Source organism: Methylomonas sp. EFPC1, from assembly GCF_016925515.1.
Taxonomy (GTDB): domain Bacteria; phylum Pseudomonadota; class Gammaproteobacteria; order Methylococcales; family Methylomonadaceae; genus Methylomonas; species Methylomonas defluvii.
In genome coordinates this window covers 492,371-511,766 of record NZ_CP070494.1, presented here as the reverse complement: position 1 = coordinate 511,766, position 19,396 = coordinate 492,371, and the positions used below count along the sequence as shown (strand labels likewise).

General features: G+C 52.5%; 18 protein-coding genes. 10 read left to right on the top strand and 8 right to left on the bottom strand.

Going from position 1 to position 19,396, the window contains the following annotated elements:
• Positions 1-49: 49 nt before the first annotated feature.
• Positions 50-1,975: a cytochrome c peroxidase gene (locus JWZ98_RS02385; RefSeq protein ID WP_205453006.1), complete on the bottom strand. Its 1,926-nt coding sequence runs from the start codon at positions 1,973-1,975 to the stop codon at positions 50-52.
• A 105-nt stretch (positions 1,976-2,080) separates the two neighbouring features.
• On the opposite strand from JWZ98_RS02385, the gene JWZ98_RS02380 reads away from it, so the two are divergent.
• On the top strand, positions 2,081-2,422 hold the full coding sequence (locus tag JWZ98_RS02380) for a hypothetical protein (RefSeq protein WP_205453000.1): 342 nt from the start codon (positions 2,081-2,083) through the stop codon (positions 2,420-2,422).
• A 66-nt stretch (positions 2,423-2,488) separates the two neighbouring features.
• Here the strand turns inward: JWZ98_RS02380 and JWZ98_RS02375 are convergent, their stop codons facing one another.
• The 5 genes from JWZ98_RS02375 to JWZ98_RS02355 form a co-directional block, all read right to left on the bottom strand.
• The gene (locus JWZ98_RS02375; RefSeq protein WP_033155875.1) at positions 2,489-2,971 is read right to left on the bottom strand and encodes a cupin domain-containing protein; all 483 of its coding nucleotides are present in this window, start codon (positions 2,969-2,971) and stop codon (positions 2,489-2,491) included.
• 475 nt (positions 2,972-3,446) lie between these two features.
• Entirely contained in the window at positions 3,447-4,760 is a 1,314-nt protein-coding gene (locus tag JWZ98_RS02370) for a selenium-binding protein SBP56-related protein (protein WP_205452998.1), read from the bottom strand.
• Between the two features lie 138 nt (positions 4,761-4,898).
• Positions 4,899-5,171, bottom strand: coding sequence for a DUF4242 domain-containing protein (locus JWZ98_RS02365; protein ID WP_205452996.1), 273 nt, complete (start codon positions 5,169-5,171; stop codon positions 4,899-4,901).
• A 156-nt stretch (positions 5,172-5,327) separates the two neighbouring features.
• Entirely contained in the window at positions 5,328-5,594 is a 267-nt protein-coding gene (locus JWZ98_RS02360; RefSeq protein WP_205452994.1) for a hypothetical protein, read from the bottom strand.
• 79 nt (positions 5,595-5,673) lie between these two features.
• Positions 5,674-6,270, bottom strand: a complete 597-nt coding sequence (locus JWZ98_RS02355) for a TetR/AcrR family transcriptional regulator (protein ID WP_205452992.1) — start codon at positions 6,268-6,270, stop codon at positions 5,674-5,676.
• 295 nt (positions 6,271-6,565) lie between these two features.
• On the opposite strand from JWZ98_RS02355, the gene dcd reads away from it, so the two are divergent.
• From dcd to JWZ98_RS02335, 4 genes are all read left to right on the top strand, one after another.
• Entirely contained in the window at positions 6,566-7,132 is a 567-nt protein-coding gene (gene dcd, locus JWZ98_RS02350; protein ID WP_205452990.1) for a dCTP deaminase, read from the top strand.
• Positions 7,133-7,174: 42 nt separating this feature from the next.
• Positions 7,175-10,390, top strand: coding sequence for a glycoside hydrolase family 15 protein (locus JWZ98_RS02345; RefSeq protein WP_205452989.1), 3,216 nt, complete (start codon positions 7,175-7,177; stop codon positions 10,388-10,390).
• A gap of 8 nt (positions 10,391-10,398) precedes the next feature.
• Positions 10,399-11,382, top strand: coding sequence for a glucokinase (glk, locus tag JWZ98_RS02340; RefSeq protein ID WP_205452988.1), 984 nt, complete (start codon positions 10,399-10,401; stop codon positions 11,380-11,382).
• Positions 11,383-11,498: 116 nt separating this feature from the next.
• Positions 11,499-13,922: an EAL domain-containing protein gene (locus JWZ98_RS02335; RefSeq protein WP_205452987.1), complete on the top strand. Its 2,424-nt coding sequence runs from the start codon at positions 11,499-11,501 to the stop codon at positions 13,920-13,922.
• Positions 13,923-14,062: 140 nt separating this feature from the next.
• On the opposite strand, the gene JWZ98_RS02330 is transcribed toward JWZ98_RS02335, so the two are convergent.
• The gene (locus tag JWZ98_RS02330) at positions 14,063-14,440 is read right to left on the bottom strand and encodes a hypothetical protein (protein ID WP_033155869.1); all 378 of its coding nucleotides are present in this window, start codon (positions 14,438-14,440) and stop codon (positions 14,063-14,065) included.
• A 179-nt stretch (positions 14,441-14,619) separates the two neighbouring features.
• Positions 14,620-15,618 carry a hypothetical protein gene (locus JWZ98_RS02325; protein ID WP_205452982.1) on the bottom strand — a complete coding sequence of 333 codons (999 nt, stop codon included), beginning with the start codon at positions 15,616-15,618 and terminating at the stop codon, positions 14,620-14,622.
• A gap of 363 nt (positions 15,619-15,981) precedes the next feature.
• On the opposite strand from JWZ98_RS02325, the gene JWZ98_RS02320 reads away from it, so the two are divergent.
• The 5 genes from JWZ98_RS02320 (at position 15,982) to fae (ending at position 19,247) form a co-directional block, all read left to right on the top strand.
• Positions 15,982-16,536 carry a flavodoxin gene (locus JWZ98_RS02320; protein WP_205452980.1) on the top strand — a complete coding sequence of 185 codons (555 nt, stop codon included), beginning with the start codon at positions 15,982-15,984 and terminating at the stop codon, positions 16,534-16,536.
• Positions 16,537-17,319 carry a 4Fe4S-binding leucine-rich repeat protein gene (locus tag JWZ98_RS02315; protein WP_205452978.1) on the top strand — a complete coding sequence of 261 codons (783 nt, stop codon included), beginning with the start codon at positions 16,537-16,539 and terminating at the stop codon, positions 17,317-17,319.
• Positions 17,306-17,986, top strand: coding sequence for a hypothetical protein (locus JWZ98_RS02310; RefSeq protein WP_205452977.1), 681 nt, complete (start codon positions 17,306-17,308; stop codon positions 17,984-17,986). The genes JWZ98_RS02315 and JWZ98_RS02310 overlap by 14 nt, the downstream gene beginning before the upstream one ends.
• A 5-nt stretch (positions 17,987-17,991) precedes the next feature.
• Positions 17,992-18,438, top strand: coding sequence for an ankyrin repeat domain-containing protein (locus tag JWZ98_RS02305; RefSeq protein WP_205452976.1), 447 nt, complete (start codon positions 17,992-17,994; stop codon positions 18,436-18,438).
• A 257-nt stretch (positions 18,439-18,695) separates the two neighbouring features.
• Entirely contained in the window at positions 18,696-19,247 is a 552-nt protein-coding gene (gene fae, locus JWZ98_RS02300; protein ID WP_171696673.1) for a formaldehyde-activating enzyme, read from the top strand.
• The last annotated feature ends 149 nt before the right edge of the window (positions 19,248-19,396 follow it).

Here is a 19,396-nt window from a genome sequence, read left to right as displayed (position 1 = left end):
CAGCGCTATATTACCGTTTTGTGACAAAAAAAGCCGGCCAATCCCCGAGCTATCGTCCCTTGCCAGAGTCCGGCATCGGCCGCGCCGTCACGCCACTATCCCCAACCGGCGCGGCAAAGGCGTCCGACACTAAAGTACTTATATTGCCGCCGCTCAGCGCTTCCAGAAACGCTACAAGATCAGCGATTTCCCGATCAGACAAGCCCAGCGGCTTGAGCAAGGGCGACAAATTTTCGTTGGCTGCGCCGCCTTGATTATAAAACTTCACCACCTCCGCCAGACTAGGCAAGGAACCGTTATGCATATAAGGCGCGCTGAGCGCGACGTTACGCAGCGAAGGGGTTTTGTAAGCCCAGCGGTCGGCGGGATTTTGGCTGATCTCGTAATAGCCCAAATCGCCGGGTTTCTCGGTATTTACACCTTTCAGATACTCGCTATTCACATCCACAAACACGCCCGGCGCCACTTGCACCCGTTGATTTTCCGGCGACTTTTGCATGGATTCGGCATAGCCAATACCGGTGTTATGGCGTTTTTGATCGGTAAACAACGCAGACTTGTCGCCAATCACGTGACAACTGCTGCAAGCGGCTTTACCGGTAAACAAAGCAAAACCCCGTTGCGCCGCCTCGCTAATCGCCGTTTTTTGTTTGCCGTAATACCAATGGTCGAAGGGGGAATCAGCCGAATTTAACGTACGCTGATAACTAGCCAAGGCCTGACCGATGGTTTCCATGGTCGGCCCTTTGTTAAAGGCTTTTTCAAACAGCCCGCGATAATCGGCGCTGGCTTTCAGTTTATCCACCACATAACCAATCGACGGATTCGCCATCTCGTTATGCGCCAGCAGAGGTCCCCAGGCTTGCTGCTCCAGACTGTTTTCGCGGCCGTCGTGAAACAGCAATTGCGCATAGCCGACGTTATACAAAGACGGGCTATTTCGCCGCACACTACGCCCTTCAATACCCACCGCCGTGGTCATTTCGTTATTACTAAAACCTTGTTCCGGGATGTGGCAGATGGCACAGGAAAAGGTATTGTTCAGCGACAGCCGCCGGTCGAAGAACAGCTTGCGACCCAACGCGATCTTGGCAGGCGTGAGCGGGTTGTCTTTGGGCACCGGTAATTTCGGCAAGCCGAGTGGCGGCTTTAGCGCAAAGTCGATCAACTTTGCCGGCTGCCCCCGGCGCTGTTCCAGTGCCAGGGAGCGGGTTTGGTAATCGGCTTGCTGATAGTTTTGTTTATTGTCGCCGGGCTGGAACAACATTTCGGGCTTGACTGCTTGCACTGCGGCGACTTGCGGCTTGGCATCAGCCAGTAAGGTCTTTACATCGTTGATCAGCGTGTCGGCATGCAGAAAATCCACGCTATAAATATTGCGAACGTTCTTGTCTTTATCGATCAAATACACCCGCAACAAATGCGAAAACGTGCCGGTAAACTGGCCTTTGTCGTCGTAGACTTTTTGGACGTTTTGCTGGTAACCGTCGAGGATGGGCTGCAAGCTGGCCTCGTCTTTGGTGGTCAAAAATTGCCAATCGAAATCGCCGGTTTTAAAGCCCTCGCCGTAATGGCGCATCATTTCCGGCGTGTCCTGGGCCGGATTAAAGCTCAGCGTTAATAATCTGAGTTTGTCAGCCAACTCCGGCTGTCTTTGCAATTGTCGGCTGATTTTATGCAACACCTGGGTCGCCAGCGGGCAGCCGTTGACGTCGCTGCAGGCGGCGTAGATGAAACTTAGCAGTACCAGTTTGTCGCCCATTAAGTCGTGGAGGTGTTTGGGCTGGTTGTTGGTGGTTAGGATTTCGCCGTCGGCGGCTTTGTTGATGACCGGCAGGGTGTAGGTGCCGGGTTTTGCGGGTTCGAAAGGTAATGCGGTGTAGCCGGGGGCTAAGGGTTTTGGTTTTTGTTCTTCGGCGAGAACTGCGGTGTTTGTCAGTAAACAGAAGATAGGGAGTAAATAAGGGAGTTTCATGAGATTGCTGCTCCTATCGTTCCCACGCTCCAGCGTGGGAACGCAGCTGCGGACGCTCCGGCGTCGGCTTTAGGAAAAAGTAGACTGGGGCGATCAGGAAGCTTCATGGATGCTGTTTACTCTTGGGATTTGGTGTCGCTGGCGCGACAGCTTGATTTAATGTCGGGTCTCGGCCCGACAGCCGAGATACTTTCTTTTGCATCGCCAAAAGAAAGTATCCAAAGAAAAAGCCACCCGGATGCCGCTTATTCCCTGCGCTCCGAAGCTTTTGAACGGGGTTGCCGAAAGGGGCTTCCTGCCCCTTCGGCAACGTGCGGCATCCATGCCGCACCCCTTCGGGCTATTCCGTCCAAAAGCTCCGGTGCTCGGCGCGGCATACGGGAGGAAACCATCCCGGCATTTGAAAGAAACTTTGTTTTTATAAAAAATGCAGCCTTGACGCAGTGAAACGGAATCGAGGAGAAGATAACTTCGATTATCCTCGATTCCACTACGTTTCATCGAGGCTACTTGCTACTTATTCTTGCGCGGATCATCGGCCGAATTCGTATAAGTAATACCCCATGGCCCAGTAGCGATTAATTCGACGATTGTTTCCTCATCAGTGGTCCACACATAATGAGTGTGTCCGGCCGGCAATACAAAGCCTGAACCTACATTCAGAATCTCACCTTTTTTGGTGTCAAATGTTTCACCCATGCCATTGCCTAATTTGCCACGGAGAACGGTAATTACCTCTGTGAACGGGTGTATGTGCGGTGGGATTGGATAATTGGCTGGAAATTTCAGCAGAGCGATAAAAACTCCCGCTTTGTTTGGGTCCCCTAATACAATGGCGCTTTTGGCACCTTTAGGGAGTATCGGTTCGTCATTCCACTTAACTGTATCCGGAACAAAAGATTCCGTGGTAACGGCGCTCATCCGTTCAATTTTGTCCTGAGCTAGTGCGAAATCCGCGAAAGAAATAAGTATTAAAGCTATCAAATAAAATCTCATCTGGTTTCTCCATTTTCTATGTTGTTAAGCTCATAGCTCTGATTAGGGCGCGTGTAGGGCGTCAATAGGCGTAGCCGTATTGCGCCGTATGTTGGCTTTAAATCATTCGGCGCATTACGCTATCGCTAATGCGCCCTACAAAACACTTCGTAAATAATAAGCCGTCGGATTTGGCATGGGGTTCCCCCCGTATGCCGCGCCGAGCACCGAAGCTTTTATCGAGATCAGCCCGAAGGGGCAGCGCATGGATGCGCTGCGTCGGCGGAGGGGCTGGGAAGCCCCTTCTGCCGACCCTCGATAAAAGCTTCGGCGCGCAGGGAATAAGCGGCATCCGGGTGGCGTTTCTTTTGGTGACTTTTCTTTGGCCAAACAAAGAAAAGTTACTCGGCTGTCGGGCCGAGACCCGACATCCAAACACCCCGTCGCGACAGCGACACAAATACGACACATCCGGAAGCTATCCTGAACAACAAATCTATTTAGGCGAACCACCATACAAAGCATACGCCCCAAACCGCATTTGATGCGCCCTACCCAATTTCTCTTTTGTAAAATCAATCGAGAACTGCTCGGTCAACTTGCTACCATCCCAGCTATAGGCCTTGAAGAATTGCTCGTTATCCGCGCCCTTCTTGTCCCAGTTCGCCAACAGCGACGAAGTGTAATACAAGCGCTTGCCGTCCCAGCTGGAGGACACCATATTCACTTGCGCGCCGATTTTTTGCTCGAACACTTGTTTGGGGTGGAAAGGATCGCTGATGTCGAAGCGGCGGGTCATGCCGTCCATGAAGGTGTTAACCCACAGGGTTTTGTCGTCGCTGGAGATCGAGATGTCCACCGGCAGCGGGATTTTGGCCGGTTCGCCGATGTCGGCAACATCCTTGGCTTGCCATTCGCCTTTGTCGTCTTGATGAATCAGCCAGATTTTTGAAGTCAACGCGGTGCTGGTGAAGCAGTAGTTATGCTCTTCCGCCCAGGCGCAACGAATTTCCAAGGGCGCACCGGGAACGTCGAAGACTTTCTTGGGTTGACGGCTATGTAAATCCCATTGCACCACCGTATTGCCGAAGCGTTTCATAGCTTCCGGGTCGGCCAGCATTTTGCCGAAGTCCATCATGTAGTTTGACCAGCCGGTGAATGACGAGGTCAGCATCAGGTTCTTGCGCGGCAATACCCGCACGTCGTAGTTGTAGCCGTCGGCGTATTTGCCGGATTTGATCGCACCTTCCAGGTTGCTGTCGGTCGGCAGCCAGTAGGTGGCGATGTAATCGCCGGCGTTGCTGTATTCCACAATCGCGGTGCGGCCGCCGTGGTCTTTGTTATTGGACAGGCCGGTGATGATCATCCGCCCCGGCAAGGCGTACAAGCTATGCGGACCGACAACACCGCCACTTTTGGCGACGAAATCGGTGATGGTTTTGCTCAGCTTAGGCTTGGCCGGATCGGTGGCGACGTCGAAGATGAAAATCTTGTTGGTATCCAGGCCGCCGGCCCAGAGAAATTTACGGTCGTCGGTAAAGTCGGAATGGTGGGCTTCGTTGCGGCCGCCTACAGACAGGCTGTCGATGACCTTACCATATTGCTTGGACTTTGGATTCACATCGACGGTGACCAGCTTGTCCTGCTCGTCGCCGACGCCTTCCGCGCCTAAAGTCCAAATGTACACAAAATCTTCCTGGCCGGCGATTTTCGCCATGTATGGCGAGGCGCAGGTTTCGTCGGCATTGGCGGACAAGCTGGCGGTGCCGAACATTAGCGCGGCGGTAAAGGTGCTTAGTTTGAATGTCATGATGTTCTCTCCCCTGGTTGTTGTTATCGTTCCCACGCTCCAGCGTTGGAATGCATGTTGAACCGCTCTAGCGGTTCAGGACGCCGGAGCGTCCCTGGCTCGGTTCCAACGCCGGAGCGTGGGAACCATAAACTCAGCTTAGTCGCCCGTGGTCGGATCGATGATGGTGGTAATTTGTTCGATGCGATTTGCCGGAAAACCGCCTTGCTCGGCGTGTTCACGAATCGCTTGTTCGCTATCGGCGATGTAGACGCAATAGATCTTGTCGCCGGTTACATAGCTGTGCAGCCATTGAATCTGCGGCCCCATATTCCGCAGCACGCCGCAGGATTTTTGGGAAATACCTTGCAACTCGGCTTGAGTCAGCTGGCCGGCGCCGGGAATATCGCGTTCGATAATGTATTTGGGCATGATGACCTCCTAATAAATGACCGGTCGTCTAATTTGCCGGCGTTAAAAAATGCTGCCGGGTTGGCAGCTGTTATTTCGATTCGTAGGCTGGGTAGAGCTAAAGCGAAACTCAGCTAAAGTCTGTCAATACTGGGTTTGGCTTTAGCTCTACCCAGCCTACGCACTATAAACAATGAACGCAACCATAAAAACCAAGGCGATCATTGCTCCCTTAGCCGGGAATAAAATGTCAGAGTTAAAAATAACAAACAACCATTTTAAAAATTCATTTCCAATTCCTTCCTTCGATGAATACTCGGCGTATCTTTTTTTTGCAGCGATTTTTTCATTAGAATACGCGGGAACAAAAATCCAAAATAAAAACAGCTTTAAGAACCAGATAATAGAGAAAAAAGCTGCAAGAAATAGTATTTTCTCGATCATGCATTATCAACCGCTATCGTCTTCGCATCCATAAGTCACCTCCAATTTAGCGCTAGCATGTGATAAAGCCGGAACTCAATCAAGCCCGAAAATAATCATCCAACAAATCCCGACAAACCGCCTGCAAAGGCTCCACCGATTGCTCAACTTTCATCCGCAGCAACGCCCCTTGCCAGCCGTTCAACATCAAATCCGCCATGCTTTTCGCCGAGCGATCCAGTCTTACGGAGCCTTGCTTTTGTCCGCGTTCCAACGCCCCTTGCTGCAAGGCACTGTAGCGACCGACCGCATCCAGCAAGGCATCGCGGCATAAGGGACTGGTATCGCCGATCTCGCCCATCAAATTCCCCAGCAGACAACCGCCCTTGAAACCGGTTTGCGCCACCTCGGCTATCAATCCCAAGTAGTAAGCCTTCAAAGCCGCCAAGCCGTCCGTTTCCGGGTCTTGCAAATGGCCGGATAAACGCACAATAAACGGCTCGATGTAGTGATGAATTGCTTCCGCCGCGAAGCGTTCCTTGCTTTCGAAATAGGCGTAAAACGAGCCCTTGGGTATTTGCACAGTATCCAGGATCTCTTTCAAACCGGTGGCGTGGTAGCCTTTTTCCAACAGCAAGCTCACGCCCTGCTCCAGGAGCTTGTCTTTTTTTAGCTGTTTGGGTGCCAATTTCGCCATGGGCCGTATTATGCGACCGGTCGTCTTGCTTTGTAAATAAGTTTTTTCTAATTTATAAAAACGCCTGGTCGGTGTAGGTCAGGATGTGCGCAGGCATTGCCTGACAATTTAAACTTGTTAGGTAAGCGCATTCACGGCAACGTGACCTACCTGAGATTGTTTATCGCCCTGTAACCGAAAATAAGCAAGCGCCAGACTCAACAAATTAGCCCCTTTCAGCAAGCCAACTAGCGATTTTTCCGCCCTAATATGCTATTTTGAACGCTCTGTTATTTTTCCCTACCCAACCAGCAACATGAGCATAAAATCAGACAAATGGATTCGCCGCATGTCCGAGCAACACGGCATGATAGAGCCGTTTCAGGCCGGGCAAGTCCGTGAATCCGCGCAAGGACGCATCATTTCCTACGGCACCTCCAGTTACGGTTACGACGTCCGTTGCTCCAACGAGTTTAAAATCTTCACCAACATCAATTCCACCATCGTAGATCCCAAAGACTTTGACGAAGGCAGCTTTGTAGATGTGAAATCCGACGTCTGTATTATTCCGCCCAACTCGTTTGCGCTGGCCCGCACCGTGGAGTTTTTCCGGATTCCGCGCGATGTGCTGGTCATCTGTTTGGGCAAATCGACCTACGCCCGCTGTGGCATTATCGTCAACGTTACCCCCCTCGAACCGGAATGGGAAGGCCATGTGACGCTGGAGTTTTCCAACACCACCCCGCTGCCGGCAAAAATCTACGCCAACGAAGGCGTCGCACAAATGCTGTTTTTCGGCGGCGACGAAGTCTGCGAAACCTCTTACAAGGATCGCGGCGGCAAGTATCAAGGCCAAACCGGAGTAACCTTGCCCAAGGCTTGAGTGCCCAATTCTTTAAACGCCACCTCACACTCCATTAAATACATGATGCCGACCAGTCAAACCGAGACGCTCGACCAGTATTATCAGCAAGTTCAAGACATCATCCTGAAACGCCAGGATTGGATTAGTGGCCTGCTACCGGCCAGTACCGCCGTCACCACCCACGGCAATTACACGGACGCTTGGGTGCGGGACAATGTCTACAGCATTTTGGCAGCCTGGGGATTGGGGCTGGCGTACCGCAAAGTGGAGGGCCAGCAGGAACGCACCTATTTACTAGAACAAAGCGTCGTCAAATTGATGCGCGGCCTGTTGACGGCGATGATGCGACAAGCGGCAAAAGTGGAAAAGTTCAAGCACAGCCAGGACCCGTTGGACGCGCTGCACGCCAAATACAAAACCACTAGCGGCGAAGTCGTGGTGGGCGACAGCGAATGGGGCCATTTGCAACTGGACGCCACCTCCTTATTCTTGCTGATGCTGGCGCAAATGACCGCCTCGGGCTTGCGGATTGTGTTCAGCATCGACGAAGTCAATTTCGTGCAAAACCTGGTGCATTACGTCAGCCGGGCCTATCGCACACCAGACTATGGCATCTGGGAACGCGGCAATAAAATGAATCACGGCCTGGCGGAATTGAATGCCAGCTCGATCGGCATGGCCAAGGCGGCGCTGGAAGCGATGTCCGGCTGCAATTTGTTTGGTAAGGACGGCGGCCAGACCGCGATCATCCACGTAATCAGTGACGACATCGCCCGCACCCGCATTACCCTGGAAGCCTTACTGCCACGTGAATCCATCTCCAAGGAAGTCGACTCAGCAGTACTGAGTGTGACCGGCTTTCCGGCCTTCGCGGTAGACAATAAAGCGCTACGCGAACGCACCGAGGCTTTGATTGTCGACAAACTGCAAGGCCGTTACGGTTGTAAACGCTTCCTGCTGGACGGCCATCAAACCGTCATCGAAGATCATCAACGCCTGCATTACGAACCCAATGAGTTGAAGCAATTCATGGACATAGAATGCGAATGGCCGCTGTTTTTCTGCTACTTATTACTGAATAAACTGTTTGCCGGCGATACTGAAGGGGTTGGTGATTACCGCCGCCGCCTGGAAGACTTGCTGGTGGAGCAGAACGGCCAATGGCTGTTGCCGGAACTATACATCGTGCCGGAAAGTGCCATCCCCGCTGAAAAACGCCACCCGCACAGCCAAACCCGCATTCCCAACGAAAACGTACCCCTGGTCTGGGCGCAAAGCTTGTATATCCTGGGCGGTTTGCTGCAAGACGGCTTGATCAGCGTGGACGACATCGATCCGCTGGGGCGCTACAAATCCACCCGTCTGTACCCGAACTCCACATTGCAGATTGCCCTACTGGCCGATGACGAACAGGTACAAGACGAATTGCGCGGGCGCGGCATCCCCTCGCAAACTTTAACTGAAATCGCGCCGATCCAAGTGCGAGACGCCAGCGAATTAGCCGCTGCTTACACCCAAGTGGGCCGCAACGACCGCATTGGACTCACTGGACGACCCCTAAGACAATTACGCACGCTAGCCACCTCCAAGCTTTACGTGCTGGCGGGCGAGCCTTTATTGTTTTTACCGCAATTCATGAACCAAAAAGGTTTTTATATTGCCATGGACAACCAGTTACTGATTCAACGGCTGCGTACTGAACTGGCCTACATCATCCGCCACTGGGACAATCCCGCTCAGCCCTTGTTGGTCATCAACATCAAGCACAACATGCTCGGCAACGAAGACCGCCAAGTATTGTTGGGTTTTATCGAGCAACTCAGCCAAGGCAATGTGCAAGGCACACCGGTGAAACTGGGACGATTGACTGATTTTGTGCAAACGGCCAGCCACGAAAAAATCGGCAACTTACATGGCTTTAGCTTTTCGGAAGCGAATTGGGAAGAGGTCGAACGGCCTTTCGCTAATTTGCTGGCCCACGACGACCAAGCGCCGCAAGCACTGGATAGCTTCGTACTGACCGAGTGGGAAATTGGTGACGATGGCCGCTTAGTAGAACAATTGCGCAATAACCCCAACCTCTATGCCCAGTTGGAAGCCCTCACCTTGCTCTGCCAACGCCACGGACTTGATTACGACACCGGCTTACGCAACGACGAAAACCAGCCAGGGTACGTGCGCGACTTGCTAGAAGAAGTGTATGCCCGAGCCGGCGACCGCCATGCTTGGTATGTGGTGCGGCGTTGCGCCAGCTTACTGGGCAAATACGACATCAACCTGGAACAAGCCGCCACCGAGATTCTGGTGCGCCAGCATGGCTTGACGGTAGGCCGCGCTTACAGCGGCAAAGCCACCTTGCGCCGCCCCACCGACTCCTGGCAAATTCTGGACACTATCCGCACCTTTAACCCCAACGACAGTAGCCAGCAAATCATCGTCCAGGAGTTAATCATCTACCTGGGCATGCTGATCAAGTTAAAGCCGGAATTGTTCGCCGACATGCACACCATTCGCGTCGGCCACATTCTGCAATTGATCATTGCCAGACAAAAACGCCTGAGCAGCACCTCTCTGGACCAGGCGTTTAGCGATATTTTGTCGCTGCCGCCACATCAGGTGGCGGACCTATTGCAGGAAACCCTGGAAGATTACAACAACAGCGAAAACCAGCTGGGGCAAGTCGAAACCTTGCATTGCGAAGGCCCGCAGCGCGATCTGACCGCCGCGCGCTTTCCGGAGTCGATGAACCCGAAAGACCGCGGCGACGCCGACGACTGGTATGCCTGGCGCGAACAGCAAGGCAGCGTCGGCCGGGAAAACGAAGCCTTCTTCGCTGGCGTATGGGACTTGTTGCATCACTGCAAGGGTTTGATGGTCGGCGAAAAATACAACAGCAAACGCCGGATCGACAGCGAAATCATGCTGGCGCAAATGACCGCCGGCGAACAAAGCTTTAGATTACATATCAACCATATTCTGAATAAAATTCAGGCGCCGGTGTATCGGCAATTGAGCGTGGAAGCCCTGCGCGCGCTGGCCTCCATTGTCCGCGATTATCCCGACCTGTACATTGACGACACCTTGGTGACGGATATTTTGATCGGCCATGCGGTCAGAATAAGTTGGCTGCAACAGCACCCGCACTACCGCGATCATTACGAAGAATGCGTATCGCTGGCTTGGCAGGCTTTTTACCAGTTGCCGCCGCATGCGTTGGCCAACGCGATACTCGATGCCTTGATCCACCTGCTCAACAACGCCACCCCAACCTCATGAGGACGACTATGATTCTAGCCGGCGACATTGGCGGAACCAAAACGGTTCTGGCCTTACTCGACAGACAAGCCGACGGCACGCTGAGCTGTTTGCAGGAACAAACTTTTGCCAGCGGCGAGTTTCAGACTTTTGAGGAAATTCTGGATCTATTTCTGAGCGACACCCCAACGGTGACATCGGCTTGTTTCGGCATAGCCGGCCCGGTCGTCAATCAACGCTGCCAAACCACCAACCTGCCCTGGCTATTGGATGGCGAACAACTCAAAGCTCGACTGGGCACCGACCGGGTGAAATTGCTGAACGATTTGGAAGCCATGGCAATCGGCATGCTGCACCTACAGGAACAGGACTTCGTCGAACTAAATCCCAACGCCGAGCCGCAAACCGGCAATATTGCGGTGATCGCCGCCGGCACCGGTTTGGGCGAAGCGATGCTGCATTGGGATGGCGAACAGTATCACCCCATCGCCACAGAGGGCGGTCATTGCGATTTTGCCCCGCAAAACCCGCAACAAGATCAACTGCTGACTTTCCTGCGCGGCCGTTATCCTGCGCATGTCAGCTGCGAACGGATATTGTCCGGTATCGGCTTCAGTAATATCTACGACTTTCTGGTCCAAGCCCGCTTCGCCCCGCCCTGCCCGGCGGTGCCTGCACCCGCCAATGCCAGCGGCGTTGATCGCAATGCGCTGATTTCGCGCTTGGGCGTGGACGATGAAGATCCCTTGTGCCGCGAAACCGTGCGCTTGTTTGCGGAACTTTACGGCGCCGAAGCGGGTAACTTGGCCTTAAAAGCCTTCGCTACCGGCGGCGTATTCATCGGCGGCGGCATCGGCCCCAAAATCAGATCGGTGCTGGAATCCGGGGAATTTATCCAGGCTTTTGTCGCCAAAGGCCGGTTTCAGCCCATGCTCGCCAAGCTATCGGTCAAACTGGCTTTGAATCCGCGCACACCTTTGCTGGGAGCAATGCACTACTTTGCCGCGCAATAAGCATTTCGTATCAAGCTATAGAAAAAGGTACGGCAGCGTCGGAATCGGCTAGGCTTATAAATCAACCTTTTAAATAAGCCTTTGCTAGATTTACTTGCTAGCAGTGTAGCCGAGTCATGGTCCAACCCAAGCAGAAACAAGCCAGTTTGCAAAAATCGCTATCAATCCTTCAAGCCGCGCTCGACTCCAGCACCGACGCTATATTGGTAGTCGATCTGTTCGGCAAGATCGCCACTTTCAACCCGCAATTCATGCGGATTTGGGGCATCCCGCCAGGTTCTTTGAAGATCGGCGACGATGAGAAATCCCTGAGCTACGCCCTGAAACTGCTAAAAGACCGAACCGCCTTCCTAAACCGAATCGAAGAGATTTATAAATACCCTAAGCAACGTTACGCCAGCGAACTGGAGTTTAAAGACGGCCGCTTTATCGAAAGCTATTGCCAACCACAATATCTGGACGGGCAACCGGCGGGCCGGGTTTGGAGTTTTCGGGACATCACCGAGCAAAAAACCTCGCGCAGGCGCTTAGCCCAATTAAGCTTTGGTATGGATCAAATGCATGACAGCGCTTATTTGATTACCGAGAATGCCAGCTTCATTTATATCAACAACCAATCCTGCAAGGCTTTAGGCTATAGCCATCAAGAGCTGTTGCGCTTGAGCGTATTCGATGTAGACCCTTGCTTTCCGCGCCAAGTCTGGGCCGCGCACTGGGCGGAGCTGAAAATTAAGCGCTCGAACAAGTTGGAAACCATCCACAAAACCAAGGATGGCAGGTTGTTTCCGGTGGAAGTCGTGGCCAATTATTTTGAATACGCCAATGTCGGTTATAACTTGGCTATCGCTCGGGACATTAGCGAACGTAAGCGTATCGAAGAAGCCCTGCAACAGGCCGCACTGATTTATCAAAACAGCAGCGAAGCCATGCTGTTGGCAGACTCGGATGATCGCATCCTGACAGTCAACGCCGCCTTCACCACCATTACCGGCTATCAATCCGATGAAGTAGTCGGTAAGCACATTGGCATTTTAAACAGCAGCATCCACAGCGAAGCTATGTGGCAAGCCATTCAAAGCAAGGGCAGCTGGCAGGGCGAAATCTGGGACAAACGTAAGAACGGCGAGTTATACGCCAAGTGGTTAACCGTCAATACCATCTTTGATGCTCAACAGACCATGCAGCGACGGGTGGCTTTGTTTTCCGATATTACCGAAAAGAAAAAAACCGAAGGCGTGATCTGGCAACAAGCCAATTTCGACCCATTAACCCAATTGCCGAATCGGCGCATGTTTTACGACCGGCTGAGTCAGGAGATCAAAAAAGCCCACCGGGAACACAAGCGTCTGGCGCTGTTGTTTATCGACCTGGACTTATTCAAGGAAGTGAACGACACACTGGGACACGACATGGGCGACGAGCTGCTGCAAATTGCCGCCCAACGGATTTTGACCAGCGTGCGGGAAACCGACACGGTAGCCCGCCTGGGCGGCGACGAGTTTACTCTGATTCTGAGCGATGTCGGCGACCCCGACAACGCCGAGCGTATAGCCGGCAAGCTGTTGCACAAAATGACGGAATGTTTTCAGTTGGGTAACGAAATTGCTTATATTTCCACCAGTATCGGCATCGCTTTTTTCCCGGATGACGCCGACAACCTGAAATCGCTGTTAAAGCATGCGGACCAGGCGATGTATGCCGCCAAGCGCCAGGGCCGGAACCAATATTGTTTTTTCATCCCTACCATGCAGGAATCCGCACAAGCGCGGCTGCGGCTCAGTAACGACCTACGACAGGCTCTGGCCGGGCAGCAGTTTTATTTGTGCTACCAACCCATCGTCGAACTGGCTACTAATACTGTACGCAAAGCGGAAGCGCTGATCCGCTGGCAACATCCAACACGCGGCCTGATCAACCCGGCGGATTTTATTCCGATTGCTGAAGAAACCGGTTTGATCAGCAGCATAGGGAATTGGATTTTTCAGGAAGCCGCCGAGCAAACCAGTCGCTGGCGGCAATCGATACACGAAAAATTCCAGATCAGTATCAATAAATCGCCGGTGCAGTTTCGGAATGAGCGCGAAAGCCATCGCGATTGGCTGGATAGACTGGAGGCACTGAGTCTTTCCGGGCAAAGTGTCGTCATCGAAATTACCGAAGGCCTGTTACTGGATGCCAATAGCAGCGTGGCCGAGCAACTGTTGTCGTTCCGCGACGCCGGCATTCAGGTGTCGCTGGATGATTTCGGCACCGGCTATTCCTCGTTGTCTTATCTGAAAAAATTCGACATCGATTATCTGAAAATAGATCAGAGCTTCGTCCGCAATCTGGCAGTTGGCTCCGACGACATGGCCTTATGCGAGGCGATCATCGTGATGGCTCACAAATTGGGTATAAAAGTGATTGCCGAAGGCATAGAAACCTCAAGCCAACGGGATTTGCTCACTGCGGCAGGTTGCGATTTTGGACAGGGTTATTTGTTCGCCAAACCGTTACCGGCCCAGGAATTTGAGCAATTGTTTGCCGATTGCAAGCTTTGAAAGATCGGCAGCGGAGGGAGTAAGGGAAGTATGCCAAGCAGGCATGAACATCGAAAACAGTTTAGTTGGGAGCCACCGAGAAAACACGTCTTCCGGTGGCAGCCGTTAATCAATCCGGATTGGATTGATTAGATGCGTCCTTAGTGAGCGGCGCTGTAAACTTTCATCATTTCTTTGTAAAGGTCCAGAGTCGCTTTCAAGCTGGCTACGGCGTTGGCATCACCTTTTTCGATCTCGTCGCGGGCCACTTTCAGTTTGTCGCCAGCTCTTTGACGCAAACGCTCGGTTTGCTCATAACGGAACTCTTTTTGCGACTGGCGAACGTCGCCCAGTGCTTTCAAAGTACCTTCTTTGTCGCCTTTTTCCAACAAGCTTACAGCTTCTTCTACTTTGGCAACGGTAGCTTCACCGGCTGCACGTACTTTGGCGTCGCCAGCGCTGTTTGCATTAGCGGATGTGGAAACCAATGCTGCGGCGATCACCAAAAATGAAGCCAAGGTTTTTTTTACTGTGTTCATACAAATCCTATCAATTGATAACTAAGTGTTTTTTTAAACCACATTAAAATTACAAATTTATGACTGTATATTTTAATCCGGTTGCTTGCTCAAAGCCTTTTCATCCTACCATAGATTCTGAAAATATCAGCAAAACCGGGAAAAATAGCCTAATTACCACAAATATTAAGAGGTATAATTTATTGCGACGCCAAGCCGGCAATATGTTTGATAAAGCCGGCTTCATTGACGAAGGTAATATCGTACATTCTAGTCAACCCCAACACCTGCTCATCACTAACACCCAAGACCAGTAACAGAAAGTTTTCCTTGGCAATATCCAGCCTGCGCCGCATTTTGCAGTACTTGTCGATAAACGAACGAAATTCTCCGGATTTACATTCTATAAATACCGGTATACGCCCATTAATTAGAAAAAATACATCCACTTCATATTTATCTTCATTGGCAAACTGAATATTAAAGCTTCTTAAGCAAGAGAAAAGCCCTTTGCTTTCGTAGAAATGTTTCAGCAATTTCATAAACACATACCACTCCAACCATTCACCATTAAAAAATCCGACAATGGCCGACATACTCTGTAACGTCAGATGGACTCTCTTTTCATTTTTATTATAAAAATACTTGGCGACAAACGAGAATTCGTAAAGGTTTTTACAAAAGCCGGTAATGGTTTTAATTTGATTTTGACTGTAATCGCTTAAATTCAAAACAACCGATGCGTAGTTATTTCTTTGAGCTTTCCTAATTCTATCCAGTACATCCTGCAAAACCGGAAAGTTATCGCCCAATTCAACCGCCACTTCATCATAAAAACCTTGCGTATCCAAGGCGTTATGATTTACTTCGACCTGGATATTTTTACGTTCGAACCAGCTGATGATGGGTTTGTACTGCATACTGTTAGTCATCACAGCAGTGTTGTGCAAATCCACCTCTTCGTCTTTAGGCAAGCGAATATCGGATGGCGCCATTTCCGTTACAGGATTACTCGCCTGTTCCAACTCACGGTATTTAGCCAGTAGCACCCCGTATTTATCGATCAGTTTCTTCAAAAAAACCACGGTATCGTGAATTGCCGAGGCTTGTTCGCAAACCGGACACTTAACCGTTTTGCCCACATGCTCGTTCGGCACTTCACGTAAATAGGCACAATTGTTACAGCGCAGAATTGCCATATGGCGTCCTTGAATATTTATTACGGTAATGACTGTACTTGGCTAAATTCAAAATAACCACGCAATCAGCTTGCACTAAAAATTGGCGTTTAGCTCACTGAAGAGCCGCATCTTGACGCTAACAATCCACCCTGAAACTAACGGATAACGCCGGCCGCCGTGTCACAAATCACCCCATCGGTCTGGCAATTGTAGACATGCCTGCACAGACCTCAACCTGAAAATGCGACAAAAAATCCTATCTAACTGATATAAAACAAAAAACCAGATGCGCCGGTTATCTTTGAATCTGGATCAAAATTTGCTGAGAAGTTTAAAACGGCTGCACAAGCCTTATCCCGCACTCTCGATCACAGGTGATTTATGAGCAAAATCGGCATTTTTTTCGGAACGGATACCGGCAGCACCCGGCTAGTGGCAAAAAAAATTTTTAGTCTGTTAGGCGAAGAGCTGGCCGACAAGCCCAAAAATATCAATCGAGTAAAACCCGAAGAATTATTGCAGTACGACGCGCTGATTTTGGGCACGCCCAGCTATGGCATAGGCGACTTGCCGGGCCTGGGAGCCGGATGCCAGGAACGCAGCTGGCAAGAGTTCGTACCCTCCCTGGACGGCGCCGATCTCTCCGGCAAACGCATCGCGCTATTCGGCCTGGGTCATCAAGAACGCTACGCTTCGCGTTTCGCCAGCTCGCTGATCCAGCTTTACCGGGTGTTTTACGACTACGGCGCCGAAATGATCGGCCGCTGGAGCACGGAAGGCTACACTTTCGAACATTCCGACTCGATAATCGACAACCAATTCGTCGGTCTGGTGCTGGATCAACGCGGTCAACCTCATTTGACCGACGAGCGCATTCGAATCTGGCTGGCGCAAATCACGCCGCAGCTACTGCCGGTCTTAGCGGAGGCCGCCTAAATGGTGGCCTCATCCCTAGCAGAGCACGATTCCGTGGATCTAACCCCGTTAGCCGACTGCTCGACTTGTGCTTACCGGGATAGCTTATTGGCTGCCGGCACTTGCAAACCGGGCGACCGCTGCGTGGTCGCCGAAAGCGGCCGGCAAATCGACCGTTTTTTTAAAGTTCATCCGGGCTTCGCGCCGAATTACGCCAATGATCCGTTCTGGGAACGCCGGGCAATCGCCGCCCGCTATCTCCCCACCAATCATTTACGCCCGCTACTAACCGATCCCGACGAAGCGGTGCGCCGGGTATTGGCCTACCGCGTCCCCGTTGACTGGCTACTGGAGTTGAGTCAGGACAGCGACAGAGAAGTCCGGGTCACCGTAGCTGATCGTCTGCCCGAAACACAACTTGAACTGATGGCGAATGATCCGGATTATTTGGTGCGAACCTACGTAGCAAAGCGCTTGCCCGCCGGGCGGCTGTTCCGCCTGGTCGCCGACCCGGACAATGAGGTGCGCCGCACCGTCGCCGAACGCATACCCAGTGTCAGTTTGGGCTTGATGGCCGAAGATCACGAAGTCAACATCCGCCGCATCGTCGCGCAACGCATGGACGTCGACGATCTGGTCATGATGAGTAAAGACGAAGACTGGACCGTACGTTACGAGGTGGCCTTGCGCGCCGAGCCGGAACTGCTGAAACAGATGCTCGACGATGCCGACGAAGAAGTCAGCTTTACCGCCCGCGAGCGCTGGGAAGCCCTCACCATGGAGATAGCGCATGCCGCAAACTGAACACATCGTCGGCCTGACTTATGCGGATCGATTGCGCATGGCAACCGAATCTCGCCATCAAGCGCTGCAGGAACAGCTGGGTTCTGAATTGGCGGCGCTGACCTCGCTGATGGGGCCGATGAGCGACGGGCCGGAATGGCCGGCCGGCGCAGCCTGGCTGGCAGCACGGCATGGTCAAAACGCCTGCGTGATCTCGGATGGTTTATCCGATCCCTGGGTGGAGCGCGACCGACCGGAAACCGGCCTGGGCCTGGAAGTGTTTATCGAAAGCCCGGATTCCGGCACCGCCGCCGATGCGCCGCTCAGCAAACTCGCTGACACCTGGTTATTTCCTTTAACCGCCGAAGTCAGCCACACCCTGGCCGGCTTTCCGCGTTTGAGCGAACGTTTGTTGAACGGCGAGCTATTATCGATGGAATTCGCAATCGACCATATCAAAGACGGCCGAGGGCAAATCGGTGCACTGCTGGGCACTAACAGCGAATCCGGCAAAACCCTAATGTTAGCGGGTGGCCAGATAAAACTGGTTGCCATCACCTTGCTGACCGGCAGCGAATTGAAGTATCTGCGCGGCAAAGGCGAACTAGCCCGTCACGAGTTGGCCGACAAACTGAAAACCGCCGGTGTCGGCCATCTGTCCTTACTCCACCGCCCTTCTCTGGTCTGATCTATATGCCTCTTACGCCCGAAATAGATGCCTGGCTACTGGAAAATGGCTTTCAATTAGGCCTCAATCCACACGGCAAACACCCATTGATTCTGTCCGCCCAACAAGGCCGGAGCGACGTGCTGGCCTTTCTGTTGGAGCAAGGTGCAGATCTTACGGCGCTGGACGCTTACGGCAACAACGCGCTGTGGGCCGCATGTTTTGCCGAAGCCGGCGATTGCATCGGCTTGTTACTGGAAGCCGGCATCGATATTAACTATCAAAACCCGAGCGGCGCCAGCGCGCTGACTTATGCATCATCCAGTGGCAAGCACGCGGTGGTCAAGCAATTACTGGATGCCGGCGCTGATCCGCTACTGACTACGCAGGACGATTTCAGCGCGCTGGACCTAGCCGCCAATCGCCAATGTTTGCAGTTGTTGCGTAGTGCGACGAAAGCCGTGCAGGCATAGCGGAACCGGACATTATTCACTCTTACCCTAAATAGTGGCGCTCTCGCGAAGGCGGGAGACCAGCAGCTACGCTGAAGTGGTTGCGCCGTCTCACAACCTTCCAGCCTTACCTGCGCGTATCGGGATCGCATGCGCTAACAGCACTACCCCCACATGCTTAGCCACCAATCTAAACCCTAAGCCGGAGTCCGCCTATTGCCGCAAGCCCAGCGCGGGCATAGAATGCGGCCTTTCTCAACATACTCCGAGGACGCACCATGTCAGACTCTTATTGGTTTAGAACCGGCGAAGCCACCGTATTTTCCAGCGAAGGGCAAGGCACCGACGCCATGCCGGAAATTCTGATTGGCGACGTCAAAGGCCCGGCCGGCCATGCTTTTGCCAATCTGATGGGCCAAACCGCCGGCCACACGCGCATGTTTGCGATCCGCGCCACCAACCAACAAGTGCGCCCGGCCACCATCATGGTGCCGAAAGTTACGATCAAATCCTCGGCTTATGTCAATTTATTGGGCGGTCCGGTACAGTCGGCGGTCGCCGACGCAGTCATCGATAGCGTCGCCGACGGCGTCATTCCGCGCCTGCAAGCCAACGAGTTGTGCATCATCGCCATGATCTGGATAGATCCCTCCTGCGCGGAAAACCCAGAGCTGGACCGCAAGGATTTGTACCGCACCAACTACGAAGCCATGAAGCTGGCAATTTCCCGAGCCATGAGCAACTCGCCCAGCATCGACGAATTGATCGCCAACCGCCACAAAATATTCCACGAAATGTACGACCCGGAAACTGGCGAATCACAGTGGTAGGCTTGTAAAGCAAATCGTCAGGGAGCCGCGATAGCGGCAACCTGACTGACTGCTTGATCCGTCATAGAAGCGTATTGTCCAAGCATCATCGCATTCACAGGCAAATCCGCCCGCTCTGCACGTATTGCCTCATAGAAAAAGGTAACCGA

Bases quoted from the DNA above. Each gene is read 5' to 3' on its own strand.
- JWZ98_RS02385 (WP_205453006.1), bottom strand. From the start codon at position 1,975: ATGAAACTCCCTTATTTACTCCCTATCTTCTGTTTACTGACAAACACC.
- JWZ98_RS02380 (WP_205453000.1), top strand. From the start codon at position 2,081: ATGGATGCTGTTTACTCTTGGGATTTGGTGTCGCTGGCGCGACAGCTT.
- JWZ98_RS02375 (WP_033155875.1), bottom strand. From the start codon at position 2,971: ATGAGATTTTATTTGATAGCTTTAATACTTATTTCTTTCGCGGATTTC.
- JWZ98_RS02370 (WP_205452998.1), bottom strand. From the start codon at position 4,760: ATGACATTCAAACTAAGCACCTTTACCGCCGCGCTAATGTTCGGCACC.
- JWZ98_RS02365 (WP_205452996.1), bottom strand. From the start codon at position 5,171: ATGCCCAAATACATTATCGAACGCGATATTCCCGGCGCCGGCCAGCTG.
- JWZ98_RS02360 (WP_205452994.1), bottom strand. From the start codon at position 5,594: ATGATCGAGAAAATACTATTTCTTGCAGCTTTTTTCTCTATTATCTGG.
- JWZ98_RS02355 (WP_205452992.1), bottom strand. From the start codon at position 6,270: ATGGCGAAATTGGCACCCAAACAGCTAAAAAAAGACAAGCTCCTGGAG.
- dcd (WP_205452990.1), top strand. From the start codon at position 6,566: ATGAGCATAAAATCAGACAAATGGATTCGCCGCATGTCCGAGCAACAC.
- JWZ98_RS02345 (WP_205452989.1), top strand. From the start codon at position 7,175: ATGATGCCGACCAGTCAAACCGAGACGCTCGACCAGTATTATCAGCAA.
- glk (WP_205452988.1), top strand. From the start codon at position 10,399: ATGATTCTAGCCGGCGACATTGGCGGAACCAAAACGGTTCTGGCCTTA.
- JWZ98_RS02335 (WP_205452987.1), top strand. From the start codon at position 11,499: ATGGTCCAACCCAAGCAGAAACAAGCCAGTTTGCAAAAATCGCTATCA.
- JWZ98_RS02330 (WP_033155869.1), bottom strand. From the start codon at position 14,440: ATGAACACAGTAAAAAAAACCTTGGCTTCATTTTTGGTGATCGCCGCA.
- JWZ98_RS02325 (WP_205452982.1), bottom strand. From the start codon at position 15,618: ATGGCAATTCTGCGCTGTAACAATTGTGCCTATTTACGTGAAGTGCCG.
- JWZ98_RS02320 (WP_205452980.1), top strand. From the start codon at position 15,982: ATGAGCAAAATCGGCATTTTTTTCGGAACGGATACCGGCAGCACCCGG.
- JWZ98_RS02315 (WP_205452978.1), top strand. From the start codon at position 16,537: ATGGTGGCCTCATCCCTAGCAGAGCACGATTCCGTGGATCTAACCCCG.
- JWZ98_RS02310 (WP_205452977.1), top strand. From the start codon at position 17,306: ATGCCGCAAACTGAACACATCGTCGGCCTGACTTATGCGGATCGATTG.
- JWZ98_RS02305 (WP_205452976.1), top strand. From the start codon at position 17,992: ATGCCTCTTACGCCCGAAATAGATGCCTGGCTACTGGAAAATGGCTTT.
- fae (WP_171696673.1), top strand. From the start codon at position 18,696: ATGTCAGACTCTTATTGGTTTAGAACCGGCGAAGCCACCGTATTTTCC.